Annotated in this window: 30 protein-coding genes and 1 pseudogene; 24 read left to right on the top strand and 7 right to left on the bottom strand. The window is 54.6% G+C overall.

What is annotated here, in order from left to right; all coding sequences use genetic code 11:
- The first annotated feature begins 2 nt into the window (after positions 1 to 2).
- From FN082_RS04865 to FN082_RS30455, 6 genes and pseudogenes are all read left to right on the top strand, one after another.
- Positions 3 to 224: a DUF987 domain-containing protein gene (locus FN082_RS04865; RefSeq protein WP_046876930.1), complete on the top strand. Its 222-nt coding sequence runs from the start codon at positions 3 to 5 to the stop codon at positions 222 to 224.
- A gap of 24 nt (positions 225 to 248) precedes the next feature.
- Positions 249 to 608 carry a type IV toxin-antitoxin system YeeU family antitoxin gene (locus tag FN082_RS04870; protein ID WP_142981219.1) on the top strand — a complete coding sequence of 120 codons (360 nt, stop codon included), beginning with the start codon at positions 249 to 251 and terminating at the stop codon, positions 606 to 608.
- Between the two features lie 40 nt (positions 609 to 648).
- Positions 649 to 1026 carry a TA system toxin CbtA family protein gene (locus FN082_RS04875; RefSeq protein ID WP_131056762.1) on the top strand — a complete coding sequence of 126 codons (378 nt, stop codon included), beginning with the start codon at positions 649 to 651 and terminating at the stop codon, positions 1024 to 1026.
- Positions 1023 to 1514, top strand: a complete 492-nt coding sequence (locus FN082_RS04880; RefSeq protein ID WP_142981220.1) for a DUF5983 family protein — start codon at positions 1023 to 1025, stop codon at positions 1512 to 1514. Before FN082_RS04875 ends, FN082_RS04880 begins: the two co-directional genes overlap by 4 nt.
- 128 nt (positions 1515 to 1642) lie before the next feature.
- Positions 1643 to 1849: pseudogene (locus FN082_RS04885) on the top strand (DUF4942 domain-containing protein); the annotation flags it as partial.
- Positions 1846 to 1971, top strand: coding sequence for a DUF4942 domain-containing protein (locus tag FN082_RS30455; protein ID WP_142981221.1), 126 nt, complete (start codon positions 1846 to 1848; stop codon positions 1969 to 1971). The pseudogene FN082_RS04885 and the gene FN082_RS30455, both read left to right, overlap by 4 nt.
- A 793-nt stretch (positions 1972 to 2764) precedes the next feature.
- Here FN082_RS30455 and FN082_RS04895 read toward each other — a convergent pair.
- Entirely contained in the window at positions 2765 to 3547 is a 783-nt protein-coding gene (locus tag FN082_RS04895; RefSeq protein WP_142462527.1) for a DsbA family protein, read from the bottom strand.
- A 221-nt stretch (positions 3548 to 3768) separates the two neighbouring features.
- Between FN082_RS04895 and FN082_RS04900 the strand changes: the two genes are divergently transcribed.
- The 3 genes from FN082_RS04900 to cbpM all read left to right on the top strand — a co-directional run bounded on the left by FN082_RS04900 (position 3769) and on the right by cbpM (position 5819).
- A complete protein-coding gene (locus FN082_RS04900; protein ID WP_142981222.1) occupies positions 3769 to 4449 on the top strand; it encodes a TerC family protein in 681 nt (226 codons plus the stop codon).
- 144 nt (positions 4450 to 4593) lie between these two features.
- On the top strand, positions 4594 to 5514 hold the full coding sequence (cbpA, locus tag FN082_RS04905) for a curved DNA-binding protein (protein ID WP_142981223.1): 921 nt from the start codon (positions 4594 to 4596) through the stop codon (positions 5512 to 5514).
- Positions 5514 to 5819 carry a chaperone modulator CbpM gene (cbpM, locus tag FN082_RS04910; protein WP_139540885.1) on the top strand — a complete coding sequence of 102 codons (306 nt, stop codon included), beginning with the start codon at positions 5514 to 5516 and terminating at the stop codon, positions 5817 to 5819. The genes cbpA and cbpM overlap by 1 nt, the downstream gene beginning before the upstream one ends.
- A gap of 329 nt (positions 5820 to 6148) precedes the next feature.
- On the opposite strand, the gene melA is transcribed toward cbpM, so the two are convergent.
- Complete coding sequence (gene melA, locus FN082_RS04915) at positions 6149 to 7495, bottom strand: alpha-glucosidase/alpha-galactosidase (protein WP_142981224.1); 1347 nt, start codon at positions 7493 to 7495, stop codon at positions 6149 to 6151.
- 237 nt (positions 7496 to 7732) lie between these two features.
- On the opposite strand from melA, the gene melR reads away from it, so the two are divergent.
- Positions 7733 to 8674, top strand: a complete 942-nt coding sequence (melR, locus tag FN082_RS04920; RefSeq protein ID WP_139540882.1) for a transcriptional regulator MelR — start codon at positions 7733 to 7735, stop codon at positions 8672 to 8674.
- A 51-nt stretch (positions 8675 to 8725) separates the two neighbouring features.
- On the opposite strand, the gene proP is transcribed toward melR, so the two are convergent.
- Complete coding sequence (gene proP / locus FN082_RS04925; RefSeq protein WP_142981225.1) at positions 8726 to 10228, bottom strand: glycine betaine/L-proline transporter ProP; 1503 nt, start codon at positions 10226 to 10228, stop codon at positions 8726 to 8728.
- Positions 10229 to 10767: 539 nt separating this feature from the next.
- Here proP and FN082_RS04930 point away from each other — a divergent pair.
- From FN082_RS04930 to FN082_RS04995, 14 genes are all read left to right on the top strand, one after another.
- Positions 10768 to 11103, top strand: coding sequence for a zinc ribbon domain-containing protein YjdM (locus FN082_RS04930; protein WP_139540880.1), 336 nt, complete (start codon positions 10768 to 10770; stop codon positions 11101 to 11103).
- A gap of 192 nt (positions 11104 to 11295) precedes the next feature.
- Positions 11296 to 11730, top strand: a complete 435-nt coding sequence (gene yjdN / locus FN082_RS04935) for a VOC family metalloprotein YjdN (protein ID WP_142981226.1) — start codon at positions 11296 to 11298, stop codon at positions 11728 to 11730.
- A gap of 290 nt (positions 11731 to 12020) precedes the next feature.
- Complete coding sequence (phnF, locus tag FN082_RS04940) at positions 12021 to 12746, top strand: phosphonate metabolism transcriptional regulator PhnF (RefSeq protein WP_139540878.1); 726 nt, start codon at positions 12021 to 12023, stop codon at positions 12744 to 12746.
- The gene (phnG, locus tag FN082_RS04945; RefSeq protein WP_139540877.1) at positions 12747 to 13199 is read left to right on the top strand and encodes a phosphonate C-P lyase system protein PhnG; all 453 of its coding nucleotides are present in this window, start codon (positions 12747 to 12749) and stop codon (positions 13197 to 13199) included.
- Positions 13196 to 13780, top strand: coding sequence for a phosphonate C-P lyase system protein PhnH (gene phnH, locus FN082_RS04950; RefSeq protein ID WP_139540876.1), 585 nt, complete (start codon positions 13196 to 13198; stop codon positions 13778 to 13780). Before phnG ends, phnH begins: the two co-directional genes overlap by 4 nt.
- Complete coding sequence (locus FN082_RS04955; protein ID WP_139540875.1) at positions 13780 to 14844, top strand: carbon-phosphorus lyase complex subunit PhnI; 1065 nt, start codon at positions 13780 to 13782, stop codon at positions 14842 to 14844. Before phnH ends, FN082_RS04955 begins: the two co-directional genes overlap by 1 nt.
- The gene (locus FN082_RS04960) at positions 14837 to 15685 is read left to right on the top strand and encodes an alpha-D-ribose 1-methylphosphonate 5-phosphate C-P-lyase PhnJ (protein WP_139540874.1); all 849 of its coding nucleotides are present in this window, start codon (positions 14837 to 14839) and stop codon (positions 15683 to 15685) included. Before FN082_RS04955 ends, FN082_RS04960 begins: the two co-directional genes overlap by 8 nt.
- Positions 15682 to 16440, top strand: a complete 759-nt coding sequence (phnK, locus tag FN082_RS04965; protein ID WP_139540873.1) for a phosphonate C-P lyase system protein PhnK — start codon at positions 15682 to 15684, stop codon at positions 16438 to 16440. Before FN082_RS04960 ends, phnK begins: the two co-directional genes overlap by 4 nt.
- Positions 16441 to 16534: 94 nt before the next feature.
- Positions 16535 to 17221: a phosphonate C-P lyase system protein PhnL gene (gene phnL, locus FN082_RS04970; RefSeq protein ID WP_139540872.1), complete on the top strand. Its 687-nt coding sequence runs from the start codon at positions 16535 to 16537 to the stop codon at positions 17219 to 17221.
- A complete protein-coding gene (gene phnM / locus FN082_RS04975) occupies positions 17218 to 18354 on the top strand; it encodes an alpha-D-ribose 1-methylphosphonate 5-triphosphate diphosphatase (RefSeq protein WP_142981227.1) in 1137 nt (378 codons plus the stop codon). The genes phnL and phnM overlap by 4 nt, the downstream gene beginning before the upstream one ends.
- On the top strand, positions 18354 to 18917 hold the full coding sequence (phnN, locus tag FN082_RS04980; protein WP_142462539.1) for a ribose 1,5-bisphosphokinase: 564 nt from the start codon (positions 18354 to 18356) through the stop codon (positions 18915 to 18917). Before phnM ends, phnN begins: the two co-directional genes overlap by 1 nt.
- A gap of 14 nt (positions 18918 to 18931) precedes the next feature.
- On the top strand, positions 18932 to 19690 hold the full coding sequence (phnP, locus tag FN082_RS04985; RefSeq protein ID WP_139540869.1) for a phosphonate metabolism protein PhnP: 759 nt from the start codon (positions 18932 to 18934) through the stop codon (positions 19688 to 19690).
- 218 nt (positions 19691 to 19908) lie between these two features.
- Positions 19909 to 20370, top strand: coding sequence for a hypothetical protein (locus FN082_RS04990; protein WP_142462540.1), 462 nt, complete (start codon positions 19909 to 19911; stop codon positions 20368 to 20370).
- The gene (locus FN082_RS04995; RefSeq protein ID WP_142981228.1) at positions 20370 to 20774 is read left to right on the top strand and encodes a hypothetical protein; all 405 of its coding nucleotides are present in this window, start codon (positions 20370 to 20372) and stop codon (positions 20772 to 20774) included. The genes FN082_RS04990 and FN082_RS04995 overlap by 1 nt, the downstream gene beginning before the upstream one ends.
- A 242-nt stretch (positions 20775 to 21016) precedes the next feature.
- Here FN082_RS04995 and FN082_RS05000 read toward each other — a convergent pair whose 3' ends face one another.
- The 4 genes from FN082_RS05000 to FN082_RS30135 all read right to left on the bottom strand — a co-directional run.
- A complete protein-coding gene (locus tag FN082_RS05000) occupies positions 21017 to 22123 on the bottom strand; it encodes a PTS fructose transporter subunit IIC (protein WP_139540867.1) in 1107 nt (368 codons plus the stop codon).
- A gap of 36 nt (positions 22124 to 22159) precedes the next feature.
- Positions 22160 to 22471, bottom strand: coding sequence for a PTS fructose transporter subunit IIB (locus FN082_RS05005; RefSeq protein ID WP_139540866.1), 312 nt, complete (start codon positions 22469 to 22471; stop codon positions 22160 to 22162).
- An 87-nt stretch (positions 22472 to 22558) separates the two neighbouring features.
- Entirely contained in the window at positions 22559 to 23014 is a 456-nt protein-coding gene (locus FN082_RS05010) for a PTS sugar transporter subunit IIA (RefSeq protein ID WP_139540865.1), read from the bottom strand.
- A 191-nt stretch (positions 23015 to 23205) separates the two neighbouring features.
- Positions 23206 to 23376 (bottom strand): transketolase-like TK C-terminal-containing protein (locus FN082_RS30135; protein ID WP_185932104.1); only part of this gene is annotated, 171 nt, incomplete at its 5' end.

A 23376-nucleotide genomic window follows, 5' to 3' on the forward strand; every position in this document is an offset into this window, starting at 1 on the left:
TAATGAAAATTATCAGTAAGCGTCAGGCGATGGCGATATACCGCCAGCATCCACAGTCCCGGTTGTTCCGCTTCTGTACCGGCAAATACGCGTGGTCCGGCAGCATCTGCCACTATGCCGGTCGCGAGGTGGACGATATCAGCGGTGTACTGGCCGTATTCGCAGAGCGCCGCCAGGACCGCAATGGCCCGTATGTCGTATTACGCAGCGTAAGCCTGAATTAATTCACGATTAAGGAGGACTACATTTTGTCAAAGAACACCACGATAACAACGCATGATATCAGCGAACCCTGGTGGGGGCTCAGACGCAGTGTCTCCCCGTGTTTTGGTGCCCGACTGGTCCAGGAGGGAAACCGCCTGCATTACCTGGCTGACCGCGCGAATTTTAACGGACAGTTCTGCGATGCGGATTTGCGCCATCTTGACCAGGCTTTTCCGGTAGTGATGAAACAGCTGGAGTTAATGCTCACCAGCGGTGAGCTGAATCCCCGTCATCAGCACTGCGTCACACTGTATGCAAAAGGTCTGACCTGCGAGGCCGATACCCTCGGCTCACACGGTTACCTTTACCTCGCGATTTACTCAACGCCTGCAACTGCCGCATAACTCCTGCGCCGTAGAGCACCATCCATGAAGAGATCACACCATGAAAATATTATCAGACTCCCCCACACGGGCGGCGCCGTCGCGCCCGTCTCCCGTTGAAATCTGGCAGACTCTGTTGACGTACCTGCTGGATCAGCACTACGGTCTTACGCTTAACGACACACCGTTTGGCCACGATGGAGTGATCCAGGAGCATATTGGCACCGGGATCACCCTGTGTGATGCGGTGAATCTTATCGTCGAAAAGTACAAACTGGTCCGTATCGATCGTCACGGTTTCAGCGCAGACACACAGTCACCGCTTATCGGCAGTATCGATATCCTGCGGGCCCGAAAAGAAACTGGGCTGATGACCCGCCATGGCTACAGAGCGGTTACTGATATCACGACGGGTAAATACAGTGAGGCCGGGCAATGAAACTCTCTCTGGCCGTGGAAGCCGATGCCATCAACGTACTGGCCCTCAATATGGGCCGGATCGCTGTAGATATTGACGGGATTGAACTGGCCGACCTGATGAATGTGGTCAGCGATAACGGTTATTCACTTCGTGTTGCTGATACTCCCGGAAAGCTGGTTGTTGAAGATCCGCTACCACGTACCACCCGTCTGAACGGGATCCAGTGCAGCACCGCGCATATTACCGAAGACGACAACACCCTGCTGTTTACATTGTCACATCAACATGAAGACCATGGTGACAGTGAATGGATAAGTTATACCGGATCCGGCTATCTGATTTATCTGGATTCCTGGCAGTACCCGGTACTCCAGCTTAAGAAGCGGGGATTATCGAAGCCCTGCCGTCGGCTAATCGTGACGCTGATACGTCTCCACGCCATCAGAATTATCCATCTGGATGCTCTGGGCGAATTGCTGCCCGGCTTTGCCACTTTCGACTGGTAGACCCTCATTCCGACATACTCAGTCTCTGCAACACATCCGGTCAGAATAATCGCTATCCGATATTAACCTTACGCATAAACGCCAGCCTTCATCGGCTGGCGCTTCGCTTTATATAAGGAAGGAAAACCATGTCAGAACTTACTCTCACCGAATCCGAAGTGTTAACTGACCATACTGACGTAATTTGCTCCACCAGCATTGAACGCATCATCATCGGACGTAGTAATGCACCTAAACAAATTGATACACTGATACAACACGTTGCCGATATATCGACGCTGACCAGCAGTATCGGCGGTAAAACTGTTCTGGACTGGGCCATGAAGATGAGATGTTTTCTATTAAGTACTTTCAAAAGGTAACAGCGCATATCACATTTAAGCGGGCAGAGCTGGTTGATAAGCTGAATGACATCATCGCCCATCACTACCCTGGCACGCTGGCATCCATGCAGTAGTCAGGATGATTTACCTGTCTGCACATAAGTGGAATTTCATTACCAGTGGAGGGGCTAAACAAACGCCTTGCCATCTCAACTACTTATGGCCAAAATAAAGCAGGCGTACCTGGTGCTTTTCTTCTGGTGGTTTGTTACTGGATCCTTGTGACGCACCAGGTGCGTCGCCAGACATAAGACCATAATGAAGCATCTACACATCATCCTCATATGACCATCCCCTTGCCGTCCCCGATTCGGTTTTTAAATTCGTAACAGGTGGGACAGAGGGTACAAATGAGGGTACATTTTTAACCACATCAAAAATTTTACTTGTAAATCATAAGAATAAAACAAAGCATCGATTCCGAGTCCGGCACCACTTATTCCAGAAAAACCAGCCTACGGGCTGGTTTTTTGCTTTTGGAGAAACGGGCTCTTCATCGAACTACGTTCGATTATTCGCCGCACAGCGGCTCACCCCTTCGGGGCCAGCGCGACAAGCGCGCTGTTCAACGCCTCTGGCGTTAGTCCGAGTCCGGCCCGCCATTGAGGTGTAGCCGTGCGCACGACATAAAAGAAGCGCAGAAGCGCCGTTACGTCGCAAGCAAGAGAAAATCAGGAGGCTAATCCCGGCACCTGATTTTGCAGGTGCGGATAAAAGGTACCGCTATCCCCAGCGGGCAGCAAGCGGCTTTACGACGACAGGCAAAGGATTGTGTCCATCCGGAAGCCGCCTCGCAAAACGTAACCTGAGGATAATGTGGTTGCCCGGTCGGGCAAAAGCCCGCCACCCGGCGGGCGTTCTCAATTATCAGCCGCCTGCTTTCTTAATCGCCGCATCCAGCGAGGCTTTATCCGCCAGCCCAGGGAACACGGTAATCGTCGCTTCCGTCGCGCCGGTGGTCGGCATCACGATAACTCCGGGCGTGCCGCTCAGGCCGATTTCCTGCGCCAGCTGATTCGTGCTATCCAGTACCGGTCCAACATCCGTCGCTTTCTTCGCGTCGAAACTCACTTTCTTCGCCTGCTGCTGGATGTCGGCAGCCGTCAGCTTGCCTTCGTTATGCCCGGTGGAATAGATCCCGTTATGGTAGGTCAAATAGGCTTCTGCGCCCTTCTGCTGGTAAATCTGCAGGCCGGTTTTCGCCGCTTCCAGAGAAGTTTCCCAACGGCTGCCGAAAATAGGCCACTCTTTGAAAGCGAAGCGGGTTTGCGGGTTCTCTTTGATCACCTGCTCCATGACCGGCGCCAGGCGGCTGCAGTAAACGCATTGATAATCAAAGAACTCAATGACCGTCACTTTGCCCTCTTTAGGGCCATAAGTTGGCGTATTTTTATCCTGAGTCAGCGCGGCGGCGTTCTTCAGTACCGCCTGAGTTGCGGCGCTGGCCTGCTGCTGCTCCTGAATCTGTTGCAGCTTCTGGCTGGCCTGCAATAGCACTTCCGGATGCGCGACTAAATAATCCGCGGCAATTTTGCCGATACGGGCTTCCTGTTCAGGCGTGAAGGTTGGCGCATCAGCGGCATTCGCCATCACCGGAAGCAGAGCGGCGCCAATAAAGGCGAGTGTCAGTAAATTCTTATGGCCGGGCATGTGGGTAGTCCTTGCGATAGGTAAACGGCAGGTGAGTCTTATGCACAAAATATCATCCTTTGCCGGCGAATCATCACCGGACAGGGCAATGATTGGTAACTATATTTTTCAATAACTCGCTGCGCTCTCATTATTGGCCAGGTAGTCAACGAGCCCGAACGAGAGTACGCTTCGCCCCCTGCTTTTCCCTGTAGGGTCTTTTTTTGGTAGATGAGTTGGGTATGAACGAGTTTTTCAGTCAGTGGGACGTGGCGGTTATTCTGCTGCAAATTATTGCTATCGATCTGTTATTGGGCGGCGACAACGCGGTAGTGATCGCGATGGCCTGCCGTAAGCTGCCGCCACATCAGCGAACCAAAGCCATTATTATCGGCACCTTCGGCGCGATAGTGGCGCGCGTACTGCTGCTGGCAGTGGCTATCTATTTGCTCTCGTTACCGTGGTTAAAAGTAGTCGGTGCGCTGATGCTGCTGTGGATTGGCATCAAGCTGGTCACCAATCAGGAAGAAGAGAGCGAAGTCAGCAGTTCCAACAGCCTGTGGCGCACCGCAGTCACCATTACCGTCGCCGATGTGATTATGTCGCTGGATAACGTACTGGCGGTTGCAGCAGCCGGGAAAGGCCACCTGGTGCTGGTCGCGCTGGGTGTACTGATCAGCATCCCGATTATCGTCGCAGGCAGTAAACTGGTTCTGGCGATCCTTAACCGCTTCCCGTCCGTGGTGATGCTGGGTGGCGCGCTGATTGGCTGGATTGCCGGTTCGATGATGGTGACCGACGTGACCATCGTGCATCTGTTCCCCAACGCGCCCGACGCGCTACCGCTCATAGGCGGGGCGGTTGGCGCAATACTGGTGCTACTGGAAGGGTTGCGCAGAAACCGCAGGCCCTCCGCCGAATAACGTCCGCTCCGACGCCGTCAATCCCGACGGCGTCAAGTTTGCGCCACTTTTCCCCCACACCTGCTCTCATTTGCCCTACTCTTATTAAAGACACCTGATCCAGGGATCTGTAACCGTAATATTGCGCATAAATGAGATAACATCATGGAATTAAAGGATTATTATGCCATTTTAGGGGTTCAGCCAACGGACGATCTGAAAACCATCAAGACCGCCTATCGCCGTCTGGCACGCAAATATCACCCCGATGTCAGCAAAGAAACCGAGGCCGAAGCCAAATTCAAAAACCTCGCCGAAGCCTGGGAAGTCCTCAAAGATGACCAGCGCCGCGCCGAGTATGACCAGCTCTGGCAACACCGCAACGATCCGCAGTTTGGTCGTCAACATCAGCAGTCCCATGAACAAAGCTACAGTCAGCAGGATTTTGACGATATTTTCTCTTCGATGTTTGGCCAGCAGGCACACCAAAGCCGCCGCCAGCACGGTGTGCGAGGTCACGATTTAGAGATAGAAGTCGCGGTATTCCTTGAAGAGACGTTGGCCGAGCAGACGCGCACCATCAGCTATAAGCTACCGGTTTATAACGTCTTTGGCATGGTCGAGAGCGAAACGCCGAAAACGCTGAACGTGAAAATTCCTGCGGGCGTGGTTGACGGTCAACGCATCCGCCTCAAAGGCCAGGGCACCCCCGGCGAAAATGGCGGCCCGAACGGCGACCTGTGGCTGGTTATCCATATCGCCCCGCACCCGCTGTTTGATATCGTCGGCCACAACCTTGAAATCGTCCTGCCGCTGGCGCCGTGGGAAGCGGCGTTAGGCACTAAAGTCACCATCCCGACGCTGAAAGAGAGCATTCTGCTGACTATTCCACCGGGCAGTCAGGCCGGGCAGCGCCTGCGCGTGAAAGGTAAAGGGCTGGTCAGTAAAACCACCACCGGCGATCTGTATGCGGTGATTAAAATCGTTATGCCGCCAAAACCAGATGAGAAGAGCCGCGAACTCTGGCAGCAGTTGGCCGATGCGCAAGCCAGCTTCGAGCCGCGCAAGACATGGGGGAAAGCCTGATGGCTAAGATAACAGTGACGTTCACGATTACCGAGTTTTGTCTCCACACTGGCGTTTCCGAAGAGGAGCTGAACGAAATTGTCGGCCTTGGCATGATTGAACCACGCCAGCCGCAGCGGGAAAACTGGCTGTTTGATGATAGCGCGGTGACGCTCGTTCACCGCGCCCTACGCCTGCGACAGGAGCTGGAGCTGGACTGGCCGGGCATCGCCGTGGCGCTGACGCTTCTGGATGAGAACGCGCGCCTGAGCCGCGAGAATCAAATTCTTCAGCATCGGCTGGCGCGCTTTCTGACGCATAGTTAAGCCTGTCCGCAGACGGCGGTAAACCCGTAGCGCCAGCGGGAACATAATCTGAAGCTCCATTGCGCGTTGTTTCCCCGGAGGCGGCGCTTAACGCGCCTTGTCCGGGCTACCCATCCGCAGACGGCGGTGAACCCGTAGCCCGGTCAGCGCAGCGCCACCGGGAAGATAACCTGAAGCAACATTGCACGCTGCTCCCCGGAGGCGGCGTTCAACGCGCCTTATCCGGGCTACCCATCCGCAGACGGCGGTGAACCCGTAGCCCGGTCAGCGCAGCGCCACCGGGAGAAAAACGCAAAGCCGCCATCCCCGGCATAAATACCGCACAATAATTAACCCTGCACCCACTTCGGCAGCCAGTCGCCGTGGCTGTCGATCAGGTCATCCACCAGCGCATAGATCTCTTCAATACCCAGCACCGCCGCCGTATGCGGGTCCATCATGGTCGCGTAATAGACGTAGTCACGGTTTTCGGTGAGGATCGCCTCGGTCAGCAGAGTCTGCACGTTGATGTTGGTTTGCATCATCGCCGCCAGATGAGCAGGCAGCTTGCCCACTTTGGTCGGCTGAATGCCGTTAGCATCCACCAGACAGGCCACTTCCACGCAGCACCCCTGCGGCAGGTTATCTATCAGACCATCGTTACGCACGTTGCCGTACACCACGCTCGGCTCGCCGGTCCAGATGGCATTCATAATAGTGCTGGCGTATTCGCGTGAGGGTTTAACCTCAATACGCTCGCTGGTTTTATACAGCTCCAGCTCTTTGTGCCAGTTTGCCACCTGCTCTACGCAGCGTTTCGGGTACTCATCCAGCGGTATCTGATAACGCTCGATAAGGTCCTCACGCCCTGGTTTGATAAACCATGGGGTGTATTCCGCGAAGTGCTCGGAGGATTCGGTGACAAAGTAGCCCAGCTTTTTGAACATCTCATAGCGGACGATGTTCTGGCAGCGCGAATCCTCACGATGCTTCGGCGCGCGGCCTTCGGCAAATGCCTGTAACATCTCCGGATAAATACTGACGTAGCTGCCATCGCCAAGCTTTTTCTCCAGCGACAGGTAAAAAGCCATATGGTTAATGCCCGCGCAGCGGTAGCGTAAATCCGCTGGGTCAAGGTCCAGATCGTGAGCCAGCTCCTCCGCCGTCCCCTGCACCGAATGGCACAGTCCAACCTGCTTAATATGTGGATAGCGGGCATACATCGCCCAGGTGTTCATCGCCATCGGGTTGACGTAGTTAAGCATCGTGGCGTTCGGGCAGACTTCGGTCATATCGTCGCAGATGCGCCACAAGTGTGGAATCGTGCGCAGCGCGCGCATGATCCCGCCCGGACCAAGGGTATCAGCAATGGTTTGTTCCAGACCATGCAGCTTACAGACTTCAAAATCGGTCACCGTACAGGGCTGATAGCCGCCAATCTGGAAGGCTACCACCACGAAATCCGCATCCTGTAGCGCCGCTTTCTGGTCGCGGTGGCAGCTAATTTCCCCGTCAGCCCCGAGTGAATCCATCAGCTTACGTACCACAATATGTGACTCTTCCAGGCGAGTCGCATCCAGATCCATCAGGGCGATATGCGCGGATTTCAGCGCCGGGCGCTGAAAAACATCACCGAGAATATTTTTGACAAACACCGTCGAACCAGCACCGATAAAGGTAATTTTTGGGGCAGACATAGGACTCTCTCCATAAGGTCATTGAACGGTGACAGAGTGGCATGCCGGGCCTTTGCCGCGCTGCCCTCTTCCCGCCGGAGCATTCCCGGAAACTCAGATCGACTATCTGCAAGCATAAAATATGAGTTTTTGGGAATAAATGGGCGGAAAAGAAGAGAAAACGGGCCGTTATTTCGACTAAGATGATGGCTCACTGGCGCAAAAATCGGCAAGTATGATGATTCAGGAATCCACATCATGATCGATAAATCCCACGCGGCGCAGCCTGCCGACTCCTATATGAGCAGTAGCGATGAGCATCAACCCCGCAGCCCGCTGGCGCTCTACTCGGAATACCAGCGAATGGATATCGAACTGCGCACGCCTTATGCGATGACCGCCAGCCACTGGCACGGTCAGGTGGAGGTGAACGTTCCCTTCGATGGCGATGTGGAATATCTGATCAACGATGAAGTGGTACGCATTAAGCAGGGCTATATCACGCTATTTTGGGCCTGTACGCCTCATCGTCTGACGCGCCCCGGCGACTGCAAGCAGATGGCGATCTTTAACCTGCCGATGCATCTGTTTTTGTCCTGGCCGCTGGACCGGGAGCTTATCAACCACGTCACTCACGGGATGGTGGTGAAATCGCTGGCCGCCCAGCAGTTGAGTGTGTTTGAAATCCAGCGCTGGCAGCAGGAGCTGAACAGCGACAATGAACAGATTCGCCAGCTGGCGATCGATGAAATCGCCCTGATGCTCAAGCGCCTGAGTCTCTCCGGTTGGCAGCCGATTCTGGTGAACAAAACCTCGCGTACCCACAAGAACAGCGTGTCGCGCCACGCTCAGTTTTACGTCAGCCAGATGCTGGAATATATCGCCGCCCATTACGATCAGGCGCTCACCGTCGACGACGTTGCCGAGCACGTGAAGCTGAATGCCAACTACGCCATGGGGATTTTTCAGCGGGTGATGCAGCAGACCATGAAGCAGTACATTACCGCGATGCGCATTAATCACGTCCGCGCCCTGCTCAGCGACACCGATAAAACTATCCTGGATATCGCCCTTACCGCCGGTTTCCGCTCCAGCAGCCGCTTCTACAGCACCTTTAACAAGTATGTCGGCATGCCGCCGCAGCAGTACCGTAAGCTGAGCCAGCAGCGTCGCCACAGCCTGCCGCCCGCAGAGGTATAAAAAATGCCGCCGGGGGAAGCCCACGGCGGCATTGATTAACAGCAAAACGGATTAGTCGTTGATGCGCGGATGCTGATCCACCAGACGAGAACGTTTTTCCTGCAGGTCGGCGATCTCCTGATCGATATCTTCGATTTTATGCTCGATGTTATCGTAGTGCTCGCCGAGGATTTCCTTCGCTTCCTGGATATCGGACGCCGCAGGCGTTGCCCCTTTCAGCGGGCGATTAGCGGTCTCTTTCATCGACAGGCCGGTAATCAGACCGATAACCGCAATCACCATCAGATAGTAGGCTGGCATCATCAGGTTCTGCGTACTTTCCACCAGCCACGCCGCCAGAGTTGGCGTCAGACCGGCAATCAGCACCGAGATGTTAAAGGCGCTGGCAAGGGCGCTAAAGCGAATATGGGTCGGGAACATCGCCGGCAGCGACGAGGCCATGACGCCAATAAAGCAGTTCAGGATCACCGCCAGCAGTAGCAGACCGGCGAAAATCAGGCCGAGAACGTTACTGTTGATCATGATAAAGGCCGGAATCGACAGCGCGAACAGCGCAACGCTACCAATCAGAATAAACGGACGACGGCCAAAGCGGTCGCTGAGCATGCCGATAACCGGCTGCACAAACAGCATCCCGACCATGATAGCGATGATAATCAGCACCCCGTGGTCTTCTGAATAGTGCAGGTTATGCGACAGGTAGCTCGGCATGTAGGTCAGCAGCATGTAGTAGGTCACGTTGGTGGAAATCACCAGACCGATACAGGTCAGCAGGCTGCGCCAGTGTTTAGTCGCAATCTCTTTAAAGGAGACTTTCGGCCCTTCCTGTAATCCTTCGCGATCGCCCTGCTCCATCTTATCAACATGCTGCTGGAACGCTGGGGTCTCTTCCAGCGCATGACGCAGATAAAGACCAATAATCCCTAACGGCAGCGCCAGGAAGAACGGAATACGCCAGCCCCAGTCGAGGAAGTTCTCTTCGCCCACCACGCTGGAAATCAGCACCACCACGCCCGCGCCCATCACAAAACCGGCGATCGAACCGAAGTCCAGCCAGCTGCCCATAAAGCCACGTTTACGGTCAGGCGAATATTCCGCAACAAAGATAGATGCACCGGTATATTCCCCGCCAACCGAGAAACCCTGTGCCATTTTACACAGCAGCAGCAGGATCGGCGCCCAAATACCAATCGTGGCATACGACGGAATAAGACCGATACAGAATGTACTTATCGACATAATGACGATGGTTATCGCCAGTATCTTTTGTCGACCATATTTATCGCCCAGCATCCCGAAGAACAGGCCGCCTAGCGGACGAATTAAGAATGGAACCGAGAATGTACCGAGTGCGGCAATCATCTGCACGCTGGGGTCTGCACCGGGGAAAAAGACTTTACCTAAGGCATACGCAACAAAACCATATACCCCAAAATCGAACCATTCCATCGCGTTACCCAGCGACGCTGCGGTAATCGCTTTCTTCAGTTTGCTGTCATCAATGATGGTCACATCCCGAAGAGTGATTGGCTTTACTTTTTTCCTTTTAAGCATAATTTTCCTCTTTTGCTCTCGCCTTGAGCGCACGAATCTCCGCCGAATGACAAGGTCATTCGCGTCATGCGTTGGAGCAATTCATTGCTGTGCTCCACCTTTCAAGCGTAGCAGGTTTGCCTGCACTGTCTGCTGACAGTCTGTACAACCGAACCTGTTGACGCCTGCTCTGGCTATAATGAAATAAGCGGTATCGTTAATAAGTGTAGTGAATTTACGATCTCGCCTTTTTACCCTAACAGCGTTTAAATTTGGGATCAACTTCACAAAAATTTACCCACCCTTAAACAGAGTCGCCCACAACCAATAAGTTCAATGAATATTGGAACTTAGCGATATACTTCCGGAAATATCTGGCGGATTTTATGGAAATACCCCTGCGAACTCTCGTGATATATATTCTCTTTCTCCGTTGCTATTCATCATAAAAAAGGCCCGACAAAAGTACGTGATTGCGCTATAATCAGCGTCACTTTCGGCTATCAGCCGCCATTTAATGGACCAACGTCCTGTTTTATCCAGTAATCGCGAGGAACGTCATGTCACTGCCACACTGCCCAAAATGCCATTCTGAATACACTTATGAAGACAGCGGCATGTTTATCTGCCCGGAATGCGCCCACGAATGGAACAATGCCGAGCCTGCTGACGATAACGACGCGCTGATTGTCAAAGATGCCAACGGTAATTTACTGGCCGACGGCGACAGCGTTACCGTAGTCAAAGATCTGAAGGTTAAAGGCAGCTCTTCGATGCTAAAAATCGGTACTAAAGTGAAGAATATCCGCCTGGTTGAAGGCGATCATAATATTGACTGCAAAATTGATGGTTTTGGTCCGATGAAGCTAAAATCCGAATTTGTTAAAAAGAACTGATTTAATTCCCCCGGCGTACATCGTCGGGGGGAAATATATTTCCCGGTAAAAAAATCTGAAAAGTGGCCCTTATTCCCCGGTCACGCTGCGCTTACCAGGGCTACAGTCTCCCACGATCGTCGTTGCCGCCTGGCTTAATTTTGCAATCCCCTTCTACGCTTAATGGGATATTCGTTACCTGAGGTAATGGTTATGCCCTTAAGTCCCTATATCGCTTTTAGCGGCAACTGCGCTGCGGCTATCGCCTTCTACCAACAGGCGCTGGGCGCTGAGCTCATCCACCAAATCACTTACGGCGAAATGCCGCAGGATATACAAAATGCCGAGGACGGTTGCTCTTCCGGCCAGCACCTGGCTGCCGACGGTATCGCGCACGCCAGCCTTCGCATTGCGGATAGTGTCCTGATGCTCAGCGACAGTCCCTCCAGTAAAATGGAGCGCTATGCCGGATTTACCCTCGTGCTCGACCCGAAAGATATTGAGGAAGGTAAACGCTGGTTTGACGGCCTCGCCGACGGCGGGCAGATAGAGATGGTCTGGCAGGAAACCTTCTGGGCTCACGCCTTTGGTAAAGTCATCGACCGCTTTGGCGTCCCGTGGATGGTCAACGTGGTGAAAGCGCCTTAAAGCTTACGTACCCCCTCACCCTAACCCTCTCCCCAAAAGGGAGAGGGGACCGTCTGGCGCTTTTTTTATCACAAACAGCCGACTCCAGGCCTGCTTTTCTCCCTCTCCCTCCGGGAGAGGGTCGGGGTGAGGGCATCAGCGCGCAGATATCCCCTCGCCTTGTCATCTCACTGGCCCCCACTCTTCATCCCCCGGTCATCATGTTTTAACCGAAACGTAACAATAATCCGTCAGGATCGGCCCACGCTCAGAGGGAAACACCTTCTTGTCCTTAGTGAGGCTCGATTGACATGTACTTATCCAGACATCCGACCAGTTATCCGACACGATATCAGGAAATTGCCGCCAAACTTGAGCAAGAGCTTCGCCACCACTACCGCTGCGGCGACTATCTTCCCGCTGAGCAGCAGCTGGCGACCCGCTTTGAGGTTAACCGCCATACGCTACGCCGGGCTATCGATCAGCTCGTCGATCGCGGCTGGGTCCAGCGCCGTCAAGGCGTCGGCGTACTGGTGTTGATGCGCCCGATAGATTATCCGCTTAATGCCCAGGCGCGCTTTAGCCAGAACCTTCTCGAACAGGGCAGCCATCCGACCAGCGAGAAGCTGCTGTCGGTCCTGCGCCCGGCCAGCAGCCACGTCGCCGAAGCCTTTGCCATTAACGAAGGCGATAACGTCATTCACCTGCGCACCCTGCGCCGCGTTAACGGCGTCGCCCTGTGTCTGATAGACCACTACTTTACCGACCTGCGTCTGTGGCCGGTGCTGCAAACCTTTACCCACGGCTCTCTCCACGACCTGCTGCGCGACCAGCTTGATATCGAACTGACCCGCGTACGCACCAAAATCAGCGCCCGCCGCGCGCAGGCTAAAGAGAGCAACATTCTCGGCATTCCCAACATGGCGCCGCTGCTGTGCGTGCGCACGCTAAATCATCGCCAGGACGAGCAGAGCGCAACGGAGTACTCCGTCAGCCTGACCCGCGCCGACATGATCGAATTCACCATGGAGCACTGAATGCACTTTGATACCGCTACTCGCCAGCGCTGGATGTCCGTGCTGGCCCACAGTGAACCACAAGAACTTGCCGCGCGGATGCAAACGCTAAATCTCGCGCCGCAGTATGAGCTGATTCGCACCCCGGAAACCGGCCTGGTGCAGTTACAGGCGCGCATGGGGGGCATCGGCGACCGATTCTTCGCCGGTGACGCCACCCTAACCCGCGCCGCTATTCGCCTGGCCGACGGAACGCTCGGCTATAGCTGGATCCTCGGCCGTGACCGTCCGCACGCTGAACGCTGCGCGGCCATTGATGCCCTGATGCAGTCGCCACACCATTTTCACACCCTGATGGAAACCCTGATAACCCCGCTGGAAGAACAACGTAGCGCGCGCATTGAAGCCCGACGCGCCGAAGTCAACGCCAGCCGGGTCGACTTCTTTACTCTGGTTCGCGGAGATAACGCATGACATTACAACCCGCTTTTACCCTGGCTGTGCAGGACGCCCAACACAGTTTCCGCCGTCTACTGAAGGCAATGAGCGAACCGGGAGTGATCGTCTCCCTGCAACAGCTCCAGCACGGCTGGCAGCCGCTGAATATCGCCTCCACCAGCCTGCTGCTGACGCTGGTCGATCACGACACGCCGGTCTGGCTGGCTCCAGCGCTGCATAACGACCTTGTCGGGCAGAATCTGCGATTTCATACCGGCGCGCCGCTGGTTGAACAGCCACAGCAGGCGACCTTCGCCGTCGCCAACGACAGCATCAGCGCCGAACAGTTGAACGTGCTATCAGCCGGGACCGTCGTCGCTCCGGAAACCGGCGTGACGCTGATTGTCCAGCTTGCCAGCCTTAGCGGCGGTCGTATGCTGCGTCTGACCGGCGCGGGCATCGCCGAAGAGCGGATGATCGCCCCGCAGCTGCCGGAATGCATTATTGAAGAGTTGACCGAGCGCCCGCACCCGTTCCCGCTGGGCATCGACCTGATCCTGACCTGCGGCGAAAGACTGCTGGCTATCCCGCGCACCACCCATGTAGAGGTCTGCTAATGTACGTAGCCGTCAAAGGCGGTGAGAAGGCGATCGTCGCCGCTCACGCCCTACAGGAACATAAACGCCGGGGCGATGGACGGCTTGCTGAAATCAGCGTTGAGCAAATTAGCCAGCAGCTCAACCTGGCGGTGGACCGGGTGATGACCGAAGGCGGCATCGCCGACCGGGAGCTGGCGGCGCTGGCGCTAAAGCAGGCCAGCGGCGATAACGTTGAAGCGATTTTTCTGCTGCGCGCTTACCGCACCACGCTGCAAAGGCTGGCGGTCAGCGAGCCGCTCAATACCGCCAGCATGCGCCTTGAGCGCCGTATCTCGGCGGTCTATAAAGATATCCCCGGCGGCCAGATGCTCGGCCCGACCTACGATTATACCCATCGCCTGCTCGATTTTACCCTGTTGGCCAACGGTGAAACGCCGACGCTGGCGACCGACATCACGCCACAGGAACCGACGCCGCACGTCTTTAATCTGCTGGTCCAGCAAGAACTGGCAAAGGCCGAGCAAGATAGCAACGCGCAGCCCGATGACATCACCCGTAATCCGCCGGTCTACCCCTGCTCGCGCTCGTCGCGCCTGCAACAGCTGGTGCGTGGCGACGAAGGCTATCTGCTGGCGCTGGCCTACTCCACCCAGCGCGGCTACGGGCGCAATCACCCGTTTGCCGGTGAAATTCGCAGCGGCTACGTCGCGGTGGAAATTACCCCCGAAGAGCTGGGATTCACTGTCAATATCGGCGAACTGCTGATGACCGAATGCGAAATGGTTAACGGCTTTGTCGACCCGCAGGATGAGCCGCCGCACTTTACCCGCGGCTACGGCCTGACGTTTGGCATGAGCGAGCGTAAAGCAATGGCGATGGCGCTGGTTGACCGCGCGCTCCAGGCGCCAGAGTACGGCGAAGAGGTCGCAGGACCCGCCCAGGACGAAGAGTTTGTGCTGGCTCATGCCGATAACGTCGAGGCCGCCGGTTTCGTTTCGCACCTCAAACTTCCCCACTATGTCGATTTCCAGGCCGAACTGGCGCTGCTCAAACGCCTGCAACGGGAGAATCCACGTGGCTAACGCGCTGACCGGTTACAACTTTGCTTATCTCGACGAACAGACCAAACGCATGATCCGCCGCGCTATCCTCAAAGCGGTGGCGATCCCCGGCTACCAGGTGCCGTTCGGCGGTCGTGAGATGCCGATGCCCTACGGTTGGGGAACCGGCGGCATTCAGCTTACCGCCAGCGTCATTGGTGAAAACGACGTGCTGAAGGTCATCGACCAGGGCGCTGACGACACCACCAACGCAGTGTCGATTCGCCAGTTTTTCAAGCGCGTCACCGGCGTCGCCACCACCGAATGCACCGAAGACGCGACGCTGATCCAGACTCGTCACCGGATCCCGGAAACGCCGCTGACCGAAGACCAGATCCTGATCTTCCAGGTGCCGATCCCGGAGCCGCTGCGTTTTATCGAACCGCGCGAAACGGAGACCCGCACCATGCACGCGCTGGAGGAGTATGGCGTGATGCAGGTGAAGTTGTACGAAGATATCGCCCGTTTCGGCCATATCGCCACCACCTACGCCTATCCGGTAAAGGTGAATGGACGTTACGTGATGGATCCATCGCCGATTCCGAAATTCGATAATCCGAAGATGCATATGATGCCCGCACTACAGCTGTTCGGTGCCGGACGCGAAAAACGTATCTACGCGGTACCGCCCTATACCCCGGTGGAAAGCCTCGATTTCGACGATCATCCGTTTACCGTCCAGGAGTGGGACGAGCCATGCGCCATCTGCGGGTCGCGCCATAGCTATCTTGATGAAGTGGTGCTCGACGACAGCGGCAAGCGAATGTTTGTCTGCTCCGATACCGACTATTGCCGCCAACAGAGCGAGGCGCAGAAAAAATGAGTCATCCGTTACTGGCGGTCAATAACCTGACCCACCTTTATGCGCCGGGCAAAGGCTTCAGCGATGTGTCGTTTGAACTGTGGCCGGGCGAAGTGCTGGGTATCGTCGGCGAGTCCGGCTCCGGGAAAACGACCCTGCTGCAGGCGATTTCCGCCCGCCTGACGCCGCAGCAGGGCGAAGTGCGCTATCAGAACCGCTCGCTGTACGCGATGAGCGAAGCGGATCGCCGTCGCCTGCTGCGCACCGAATGGGGCGTAGTGCATCAGCATCCGATGGATGGCCTGCGCCGCCAGGTGTCGGCGGGAGGCAATATCGGCGAGCGCCTGATGGCGACCGGCGCGCGGCACTACGGTGATATTCGCGCCACCGCCGGGCAGTGGTTGCAGGAGGTGGAGATCCCGCCTTCACGCATTGACGACCTGCCCACCACCTTTTCCGGCGGCATGCAGCAGCGCCTGCAAATCGCTCGCAATCTGGTGACCCAGCCGAAGCTGGTATTTATGGATGAGCCTACCGGCGGGCTGGATGTATCGGTGCAGGCGCGCCTGCTCGACCTGCTGCGTGGTCTGGTCGTAGAACTGAACCTGGCGGTGGTGATTGTGACCCATGACCTCGGCGTCGCCCGCCTGCTGGCTAACCGTCTGCTGGTGATGAAGCAGGGCCAGGTGGTGGAAAGCGGCTTAACCGACCGGGTGCTTGACGATCCGCATCACCCCTACACCCAGCTACTGGTGTCGTCGGTGTTGCAGAACTGAACGTATATCACTCTCCGGTCGCGCTGCGCTTACCGGGGATACGGGTGCCGCACTATCTGCGATCCGGGGAAATTCAGGCACGATGAGGCTAAAAATGAACGCCATTCGCGTTGAAAACGTATATAAAACCTTTGTTCTGCACCAGCAACACGGCGCTCGTCTGCCGGTTCTCGCCGACGCCTCGCTAACCGTTAACACCGGTGAATGCGTGGTGCTGCACGGCCATTCCGGCAGCGGGAAATCAACCCTATTGCGCTCGCTTTACGCCAACTACCTGCCCGATAGCGGCCACATTCATATTCGCCACGGCGACGAATGGATTGACCTGGTCAGCGCCTCGCCGCGTAAAGTGCTGGAAGTACGTAAAACCACTATCGGCTGGGTCAGCCAGTTTTTGCGGGTGATCCCGCGCATCTCGGCTCTCGATGTGGTCATGCAGCCGCTGCTCGAACTGGGTATTCCGCGCGAAGAGAGCGCCGCAAGGGCCGCCCGTCTGCTGACGCGCCTGAACGTCCCTGAACGCCTGTGGCACCTGGCTCCCTCCACCTTTTCCGGCGGCGAACAACAGCGCGTCAACATCGCCCGCGGCTTCGCGGTCGATTACCCGATTTTGCTCCTCGACGAACCTACCGCCTCGCTGGACGCGAAAAACAGCGCTGCGGTAGTGGAACTAATTAACGAGGCCAAAGCGCGCGGCGCGGCTATCGTCGGCATTTTTCACGACGAGGCAACGCGTAACCAGGTCGCCGACCGCCTGCACCCGATGGGGATTTCAGCATGATTATCAATAATGTAAAGCTGGTTCTCGAAGACGAGGTGGTCAACGGTTCGCTGGAAGTGCAGGACGGCAGAATTGCTGCCTTTGCCGAAAGCCAGAGTCGCCTGGCGGAGGCGATTGACGGCGAAGGCGGTTGGCTGCTGCCGGGGCTGATTGAACTGCACACCGATAATCTGGACAAGTTTTTCACCCCGCGTCCCAAGGTGGACTGGCCCGCCCACTCGGCGATGAGCAGCCACGACGCGCTGATGATCGCCAGCGGCATCACCACCGTGCTGGATGCCGTCGCCATTGGTGATGTGCGCGACGGTGGCGACCGTCTGGAGAATCTGGAAAAGATGATCAACGCGGTGGAAGAGACGCAAAAACGCGGCCTCAACCGTGCCGAACACCGGCTGCATCTGCGCTGCGAGCTGCCGCATCACACCACTCTGCCGCTGTTTGAGAAGCTGGTTAACCGCGAGCCGGTAAGCATGGTCTCCCTGATGGATCACTCCCCTGGACAGCGCCAGTACGCCGACCGCAGCAAATATCGCGACTACTACCAGGGGAAATATCATCTGACCAACGAAGAGATGGATAAATTCGAAGAGGAGCAGATGGCGCTGGCGGCGGCCTGGTCGCAGCCCAACCGGCAGAGCATTGCCGCCATGTGCCGCGAGCGGAATATCGCGCTGGCCAGCCACGACGACGCCACCCATGAACATGTGGTCGAATCGCACCAGCTTGGCAGCGTGATCGCCGAATTTCCCACCACATTAGCCGCAGCACAGGCATCGTGTCAGCATGGGATGAACGTCCTGATGGGCGCACCGAATATCGTACGCGGCGGCTCACATTCGGGCAACGTCGCCGCTCATCACCTGGCGAGCAGCGGCCTGCTGGATATTCTCTCTTCCGACTATTACCCCGCCAGCCTGCTGGATGCCGCTTTCCGCATCGCCGATGACGACGGCAACGCGTTTACCCTCGCCCAGGCTATTCGTCTGGTGAGCAAAAACCCCGCGCAGGCGCTGGGACTGCACGATCGCGGCTCGATTGCCGAAGGTAAACGCGCGGATCTGGTGCTGGCGCACCGTCGCGGCGAGCATGTCCATATCGATAACGTCTGGCGTCAAGGTAAGAGGGTCTTCTAATGACAGGGAAACTGATTTGGCTGGTCGGCCCATCCGGTTCCGGCAAAGATAGCCTGCTGGCGGCGCTTCGCCAGCGCGAGCACCCGCAGCTACTGGTGGCGCATCGCTACATTACCCGCCCGCACAACGCGGGCTGTGAGAACCATATCGCCCTCAGCGAGCATGAGTTTTTCACCCGCGCCGAGCAGCATCTGTTTGCGCTTAGCTGGCACGCCAATAACAATTACTACGGTATTGGCGTGGAGATTGACCTGTGGCTGCACGCCGGGTTTGACGTGGTCGCCAACGGTTCCCGCGCTCACCTCCCTCAGGCGCAGGCGCGCTACGCCGATGCCCTGCTGCCCATCTGTTTGCAGGTTTCGCCGGAAGTGCTGCGTCAGCGCCTGGAGCAGCGTGGGCGGGAGAACGAAACGGAGATCGCTCAGCGACTGGAGCGCGCCGCCCGTTATACGCCGAACGCGTGCCTGACTCTCAACAACGATGGTCGTCTGAGCCAGTCGGTGGATGCCCTGGTGTCGCTGATCCGCGTTCACGGCAACCGGCGTGAACAGCAGCTCGCTTGACGCGAGGAGAATGCATGAGCCTGACTATCCGCTTAACCGGCACCGGCGGCGCGCAGCTGGTACCGGTTTTCGGCTGCGACTGCCCAGCCTGCCGCCGCGCCCGCAGCGACGAGTCATATCGACGTCGCTCCTGTAGCGCGGTGATCAAATTCAATAGTGCGGTAACGCTGCTTGATGCAGGGTTACCGGACCTGATGGAACAGTGGCCCGCCGGTAGCTTTCAGCAGTTTCTGCTCACCCATTATCATATGGATCATGTTCAGGGCCTGTTCCCGCTGCGCTGGGGCGTGGGCGAAACCATTGCGGTCTACGGCCCGCCCGATGAACAGGGCTGCGATGATCTGTTCAAACATCCGGGCCTGCTGGACTTCAGCCATACCGTCGAGCCGTTTGTCATGTTCGAGCTGCAAGGACTACGCATCACGCCGCTGCCGCTAAACCACTCAAAGCTCACTTTTGGCTACCTGTTGGAGTCAGCCCATAGCCGGGTCGCCTGGCTATCCGACACCGCCGCTCTGCCGGAAAAAACGCTGAAGTTTCTGCTCAACAACCAGCCGCAGCTGATCATCATCGACTGTAGCCACGAGCCGCGCCCACAGCCGCCGCGCAACCACTGCGATCTCAACACCGTGCGGGCGATTAACCAGGTGATTGGCTGCCCGCGGGTGATCCTCACCCATATCAGCCACCGGTTTGACGCGTGGATGATGGATAATTCTCTGCCTGCGGGATTTGAAGCGGGATTTGACGGTATGGAGATTGTGCTGGATTAAGAGCCTATCCCAGTAGGCGTTATTGGCGCAGCCAGTTTGAACACGGCCAGCGCGCAAGAACCGGAGCGTACACGTAGTACGTGAGGATTCTGAGCACTGCCCAGGTTCAAAATGGCAAGCAAAATAGCCCTAATGGGATTGGCTCTAAGCGCACTTCATCGTCTCTTCACTTAACCACACTACCTTCCTTTCAGGCTTAACCATCTGAAGGGAATCATATGAGCACAACACGCCCCATTTTTCATCATGCCTGCTGGTTTGCATTACTGGGCCCCTATGTGGGCGTACTGTGGGCAATTGTCGCTATCACATTACAGTCTCGAAATTCGTCATTCAGCTTTCTGTGGCACATTGTCGCCATTCTGCCGATTTTTCTCATCAGCACATGGTTGATTGGCGTAGTCCCTGCGCTGTTAGCGGGCATTGCCATTGCCTGTTTACCTGCGGAAATCTACGCATTTCACTATCGGCGTATCCTCGCTAGCGCAATAATCGGCGTCACAATTAGCGCGGCAGCAGTGATATTAACGATGCTGATTTCCACCAATATAAACCTGACAAGTTATATCCTGCATGACGAGGATTTCCGGTTAATTGCGGGTTCTGGCCTGTTTGCCGGCATGATGATGGGCTGGTTGATACCCTATCTGCCGGGGATGAAGCCGGAGGAAAACGCCTGATGAACAAATTCCTGCACCATATTTGCTGGTACGTAGGGCTTGGGCCGTTTATCCCGCTACCATTGATCCTCTTTTTTCCTGGCGGAGGCTCGATAACCAGACTCTTAGGGCAGCTTCCTGAGATATTATCCCTCACCTGGATTGTTGCCTTTCTGCCCGCATTGCTTACAGGCATTTTTATGGCCGTCCTGTTTGGCAACGTCTATCGCATCTGGTTTTGGCGTTTATTGATCGGGGGGATTGCGGCCGTGGTGATAACGGCTATTTGTTGCGGCATCATCGGCGCATTTATCCCGATGCTTTTCTATGTGCTTCCGCTCCTCATCGTCTCGGCACTGCTGTCTGGCATAGTTATGGGACTGATTATTCCCTGGCTACCGCCGCGAGTCATCCCGCATCAGTAATCATCATCCAGCCGACGCTGGTCGTTCAGAGATCAATTGGCTACACAAATCGATAATTCACAAAATACTATGTCCGTATTTTATCCGCCCATTACCGGTTATTCTCAGTAATGGGCGGTCGTTAATGCGGAAGTAACCACCGCCCCCTGTTAAGAAAAATATATTACTTTTCAAAGAGAACGTTATAAGCATTGTACAAAGTGATAATAGAAATATTCTACCACACAATTAATTTCGGATTATCAGCTTATTTTAATATCATCCAAATTGATATCTTCCTCTTCATAATCATTATTTACAATAACGTCACGAGGAACATCTTTTTTGATAATTGCGTAGACAGTAGCCGTTACAAATATATTAACCAGCAATGCCATAATACCTGCCATAGGATTTGACATTGTTGGTATCATCAAGACCCCACCAAAAGGTACTGTTGCATCGGCACCGTATACCATGGTGATCGCACCGCCACAAGCACCACCGATTGCAGCAGCGCAAATACCACGAACGATATCGTTCATAACTATAGGTATAGATCCTTCAACAATATTCACTACCCCCATAGGGACGGCTGATTTTAACGTTTCAACTTCTTCGTCATTATAAATATTTTTACGTAGAAGCTTAGCAATAAAATAAGCAAGACCAAAACCAATAGGTGTTGCCGTATTAACTAACTGAAGAGCTGTAATTGGTTCATTTATCCCTTGAGCCTGAAGAGTCAAAACGAATGCAAAACAAGTTTTATTGAGTGGCCCGCCAAAATCAACAATACACAAAGCCCCAATAACAGCACCTAAAACTAAATTAGATGAAGTACCCATGCTTCTCAGGAAAGAGGTTAGAGCATCAGTGAAAATACCAATAGGTGTACCAATGATATAGACCATAATCAAGCAACTGATAATGGATGCAAAAAATGGCACAATCAGTGTAGGCATTAAACCACGGGCCCAGCCAGGCACCTTCACATTTTTAATAATAGCAAGGGCAATATAACCAGAAATGTACCCACCGATCATACCGCCGATAAAACCTGCGCTAATTGCATTCGCCGCCAGGCCTACTACAAAACCCGGAGCAATGCCCGGTTTGCCTGCGATCGAGCCAGAAATGCCGATGGCAATAACAACCGGCAAAAGTCCGAGAGCCTTAGCCCCCATGGTGGCAAAAGCCTGCCACAAATCAAAATGCCCCGGTACTAAACTGTCCTGAACCGTTCCTCCAAGCCCCATACCGATGGCAATAATAAACCCAGCACCGCAGACAATCGGAATCAAGAACGAGATAGCGGTTAGCAGATGACCTTTAGGGTTTGCTGCTTTCCATATTTCTTTTACATTCATAAATTACACCATTTAATTTATATTGGGTAAGCAAAGTTATGAATTTACTAATTCACTGAGCTTTTCAATAAGCTTATTTGGAGATTTAACTGCCATTTCCGTTGGTACTTTAACGACTTTTTTCCCGGCGAACCTTTCTTCTCCGGAAACTTTAACGTCAGCAGCCAGTAAGACGATATCTGCCTGCGCGATTTCATCATCAGTTAATTTATTCTCAATGCCAATAGTACCCTGGGTTTCAATTTTAACATTATGCCCAGCCTTTTTTGCTGCGATTTCAAGTTTCTTTTGTGCAATATATGTATGTGCAATACCTACAGTACAGGCTGTAACTCCGACAATATTCATGATTATTCCCCATAATTTATTAAAACGTATTGAAACTTGCCATCGACCGGCAAGGATAGTAACCAACTGGAATTAAACGTTAACGCCTTAAGCTCCCGAATTTAAAAGCTCAATGATTTTTTGAGGATCGGTTTCCTTCAGCAATTTATCAATTATTTCCTCATCTGCTAATGAACCTGAAACGTGTGATAGCAAACGGATATGCGTCGTGTTTTGGTCCACCAGACAAACGGCAAATAAAATAATACAACGAACATCGCTGCCATCCATAGTTTCCCAAGGGATTTCATGCTGGGTACGTCCAATGGCCAATGCTGTATGAGCGACTCCCGAAGATTTGCCATGCGGGATCGCAATATGATTTTCGAATCCAGTAGATCCTTGTTCCTCTCGTATCCAGACATCGCGAAGAAAATCATCTTTATTAATCACAGAACCATCCTGCACCAATAGGTCTGTTAACTCTTCAATGGCTTCCTCTTTACTTTTAGCCATCATGTTTAATTTGATGTTTTTCACATTAAGTACTGTCGAAATATCCATAATTTACCTTCGTTAACATAGACTCATGATTGATTATCAAAGGAATATGTCCATATTCCCTTAATATTTACATAATGCTTTTCGCTTTCGCGGCCACGTTGTAGATGGTGAGCCAAATTCTCTCCCCGGAGGCGGCACTGCACACCTGTCCGGGCTACCAGACCGCGCCGCCCCCGGGAACAGTGAAAGGACTACAGCAGCGCTTTCGCTTTCGCGACGACGTTGTCAACGGTGAAACCAAACTCTTCAAACAGCAGCTCTGCCGGAGCAGACTCACCGAAGGTGGTCATACCAACAATCGCGCCGTTCAGGCCCACGTATTTGAACCAGTAGTCAGCGATGCCCGCTTCCACTGCTACGCG

The organism is Klebsiella spallanzanii, from assembly GCF_902158555.1.
Lineage (GTDB): Bacteria > Pseudomonadota > Gammaproteobacteria > Enterobacterales > Enterobacteriaceae > Klebsiella > Klebsiella spallanzanii.

What these genes read in the sequence shown, in the direction of transcription:
- FN082_RS04865 (WP_046876930.1), top strand. Translation starts at nt 3, where the DNA reads ATGAAAATTATCAGTAAGCGTCAGGCGATGGCGATATACCGCCAGCAT.
- FN082_RS04875 (WP_131056762.1), top strand. Translation starts at nt 649, where the DNA reads ATGAAAATATTATCAGACTCCCCCACACGGGCGGCGCCGTCGCGCCCG.
- FN082_RS04880 (WP_142981220.1), top strand. Translation starts at nt 1,023, where the DNA reads ATGAAACTCTCTCTGGCCGTGGAAGCCGATGCCATCAACGTACTGGCC.
- FN082_RS30455 (WP_142981221.1), top strand. Translation starts at nt 1,846, where the DNA reads ATGTTTTCTATTAAGTACTTTCAAAAGGTAACAGCGCATATCACATTT.
- FN082_RS04895 (WP_142462527.1), bottom strand. Translation starts at nt 3,547, where the DNA reads ATGCCCGGCCATAAGAATTTACTGACACTCGCCTTTATTGGCGCCGCT.
- FN082_RS04900 (WP_142981222.1), top strand. Translation starts at nt 3,769, where the DNA reads ATGAACGAGTTTTTCAGTCAGTGGGACGTGGCGGTTATTCTGCTGCAA.
- cbpA (WP_142981223.1), top strand. Translation starts at nt 4,594, where the DNA reads ATGGAATTAAAGGATTATTATGCCATTTTAGGGGTTCAGCCAACGGAC.
- cbpM (WP_139540885.1), top strand. Translation starts at nt 5,514, where the DNA reads ATGGCTAAGATAACAGTGACGTTCACGATTACCGAGTTTTGTCTCCAC.
- melA (WP_142981224.1), bottom strand. Translation starts at nt 7,495, where the DNA reads ATGTCTGCCCCAAAAATTACCTTTATCGGTGCTGGTTCGACGGTGTTT.
- melR (WP_139540882.1), top strand. Translation starts at nt 7,733, where the DNA reads ATGATCGATAAATCCCACGCGGCGCAGCCTGCCGACTCCTATATGAGC.
- proP (WP_142981225.1), bottom strand. Translation starts at nt 10,228, where the DNA reads ATGCTTAAAAGGAAAAAAGTAAAGCCAATCACTCTTCGGGATGTGACC.
- FN082_RS04930 (WP_139540880.1), top strand. Translation starts at nt 10,768, where the DNA reads ATGTCACTGCCACACTGCCCAAAATGCCATTCTGAATACACTTATGAA.
- yjdN (WP_142981226.1), top strand. Translation starts at nt 11,296, where the DNA reads ATGCCCTTAAGTCCCTATATCGCTTTTAGCGGCAACTGCGCTGCGGCT.
- phnF (WP_139540878.1), top strand. Translation starts at nt 12,021, where the DNA reads ATGTACTTATCCAGACATCCGACCAGTTATCCGACACGATATCAGGAA.
- phnG (WP_139540877.1), top strand. Translation starts at nt 12,747, where the DNA reads ATGCACTTTGATACCGCTACTCGCCAGCGCTGGATGTCCGTGCTGGCC.
- phnH (WP_139540876.1), top strand. Translation starts at nt 13,196, where the DNA reads ATGACATTACAACCCGCTTTTACCCTGGCTGTGCAGGACGCCCAACAC.
- FN082_RS04955 (WP_139540875.1), top strand. Translation starts at nt 13,780, where the DNA reads ATGTACGTAGCCGTCAAAGGCGGTGAGAAGGCGATCGTCGCCGCTCAC.
- phnK (WP_139540873.1), top strand. Translation starts at nt 15,682, where the DNA reads ATGAGTCATCCGTTACTGGCGGTCAATAACCTGACCCACCTTTATGCG.
- phnL (WP_139540872.1), top strand. Translation starts at nt 16,535, where the DNA reads ATGAACGCCATTCGCGTTGAAAACGTATATAAAACCTTTGTTCTGCAC.
- phnM (WP_142981227.1), top strand. Translation starts at nt 17,218, where the DNA reads ATGATTATCAATAATGTAAAGCTGGTTCTCGAAGACGAGGTGGTCAAC.
- phnN (WP_142462539.1), top strand. Translation starts at nt 18,354, where the DNA reads ATGACAGGGAAACTGATTTGGCTGGTCGGCCCATCCGGTTCCGGCAAA.
- phnP (WP_139540869.1), top strand. Translation starts at nt 18,932, where the DNA reads ATGAGCCTGACTATCCGCTTAACCGGCACCGGCGGCGCGCAGCTGGTA.
- FN082_RS04990 (WP_142462540.1), top strand. Translation starts at nt 19,909, where the DNA reads ATGAGCACAACACGCCCCATTTTTCATCATGCCTGCTGGTTTGCATTA.
- FN082_RS04995 (WP_142981228.1), top strand. Translation starts at nt 20,370, where the DNA reads ATGAACAAATTCCTGCACCATATTTGCTGGTACGTAGGGCTTGGGCCG.
- FN082_RS05000 (WP_139540867.1), bottom strand. Translation starts at nt 22,123, where the DNA reads ATGAATGTAAAAGAAATATGGAAAGCAGCAAACCCTAAAGGTCATCTG.
- FN082_RS05005 (WP_139540866.1), bottom strand. Translation starts at nt 22,471, where the DNA reads ATGAATATTGTCGGAGTTACAGCCTGTACTGTAGGTATTGCACATACA.
- FN082_RS05010 (WP_139540865.1), bottom strand. Translation starts at nt 23,014, where the DNA reads ATGGATATTTCGACAGTACTTAATGTGAAAAACATCAAATTAAACATG.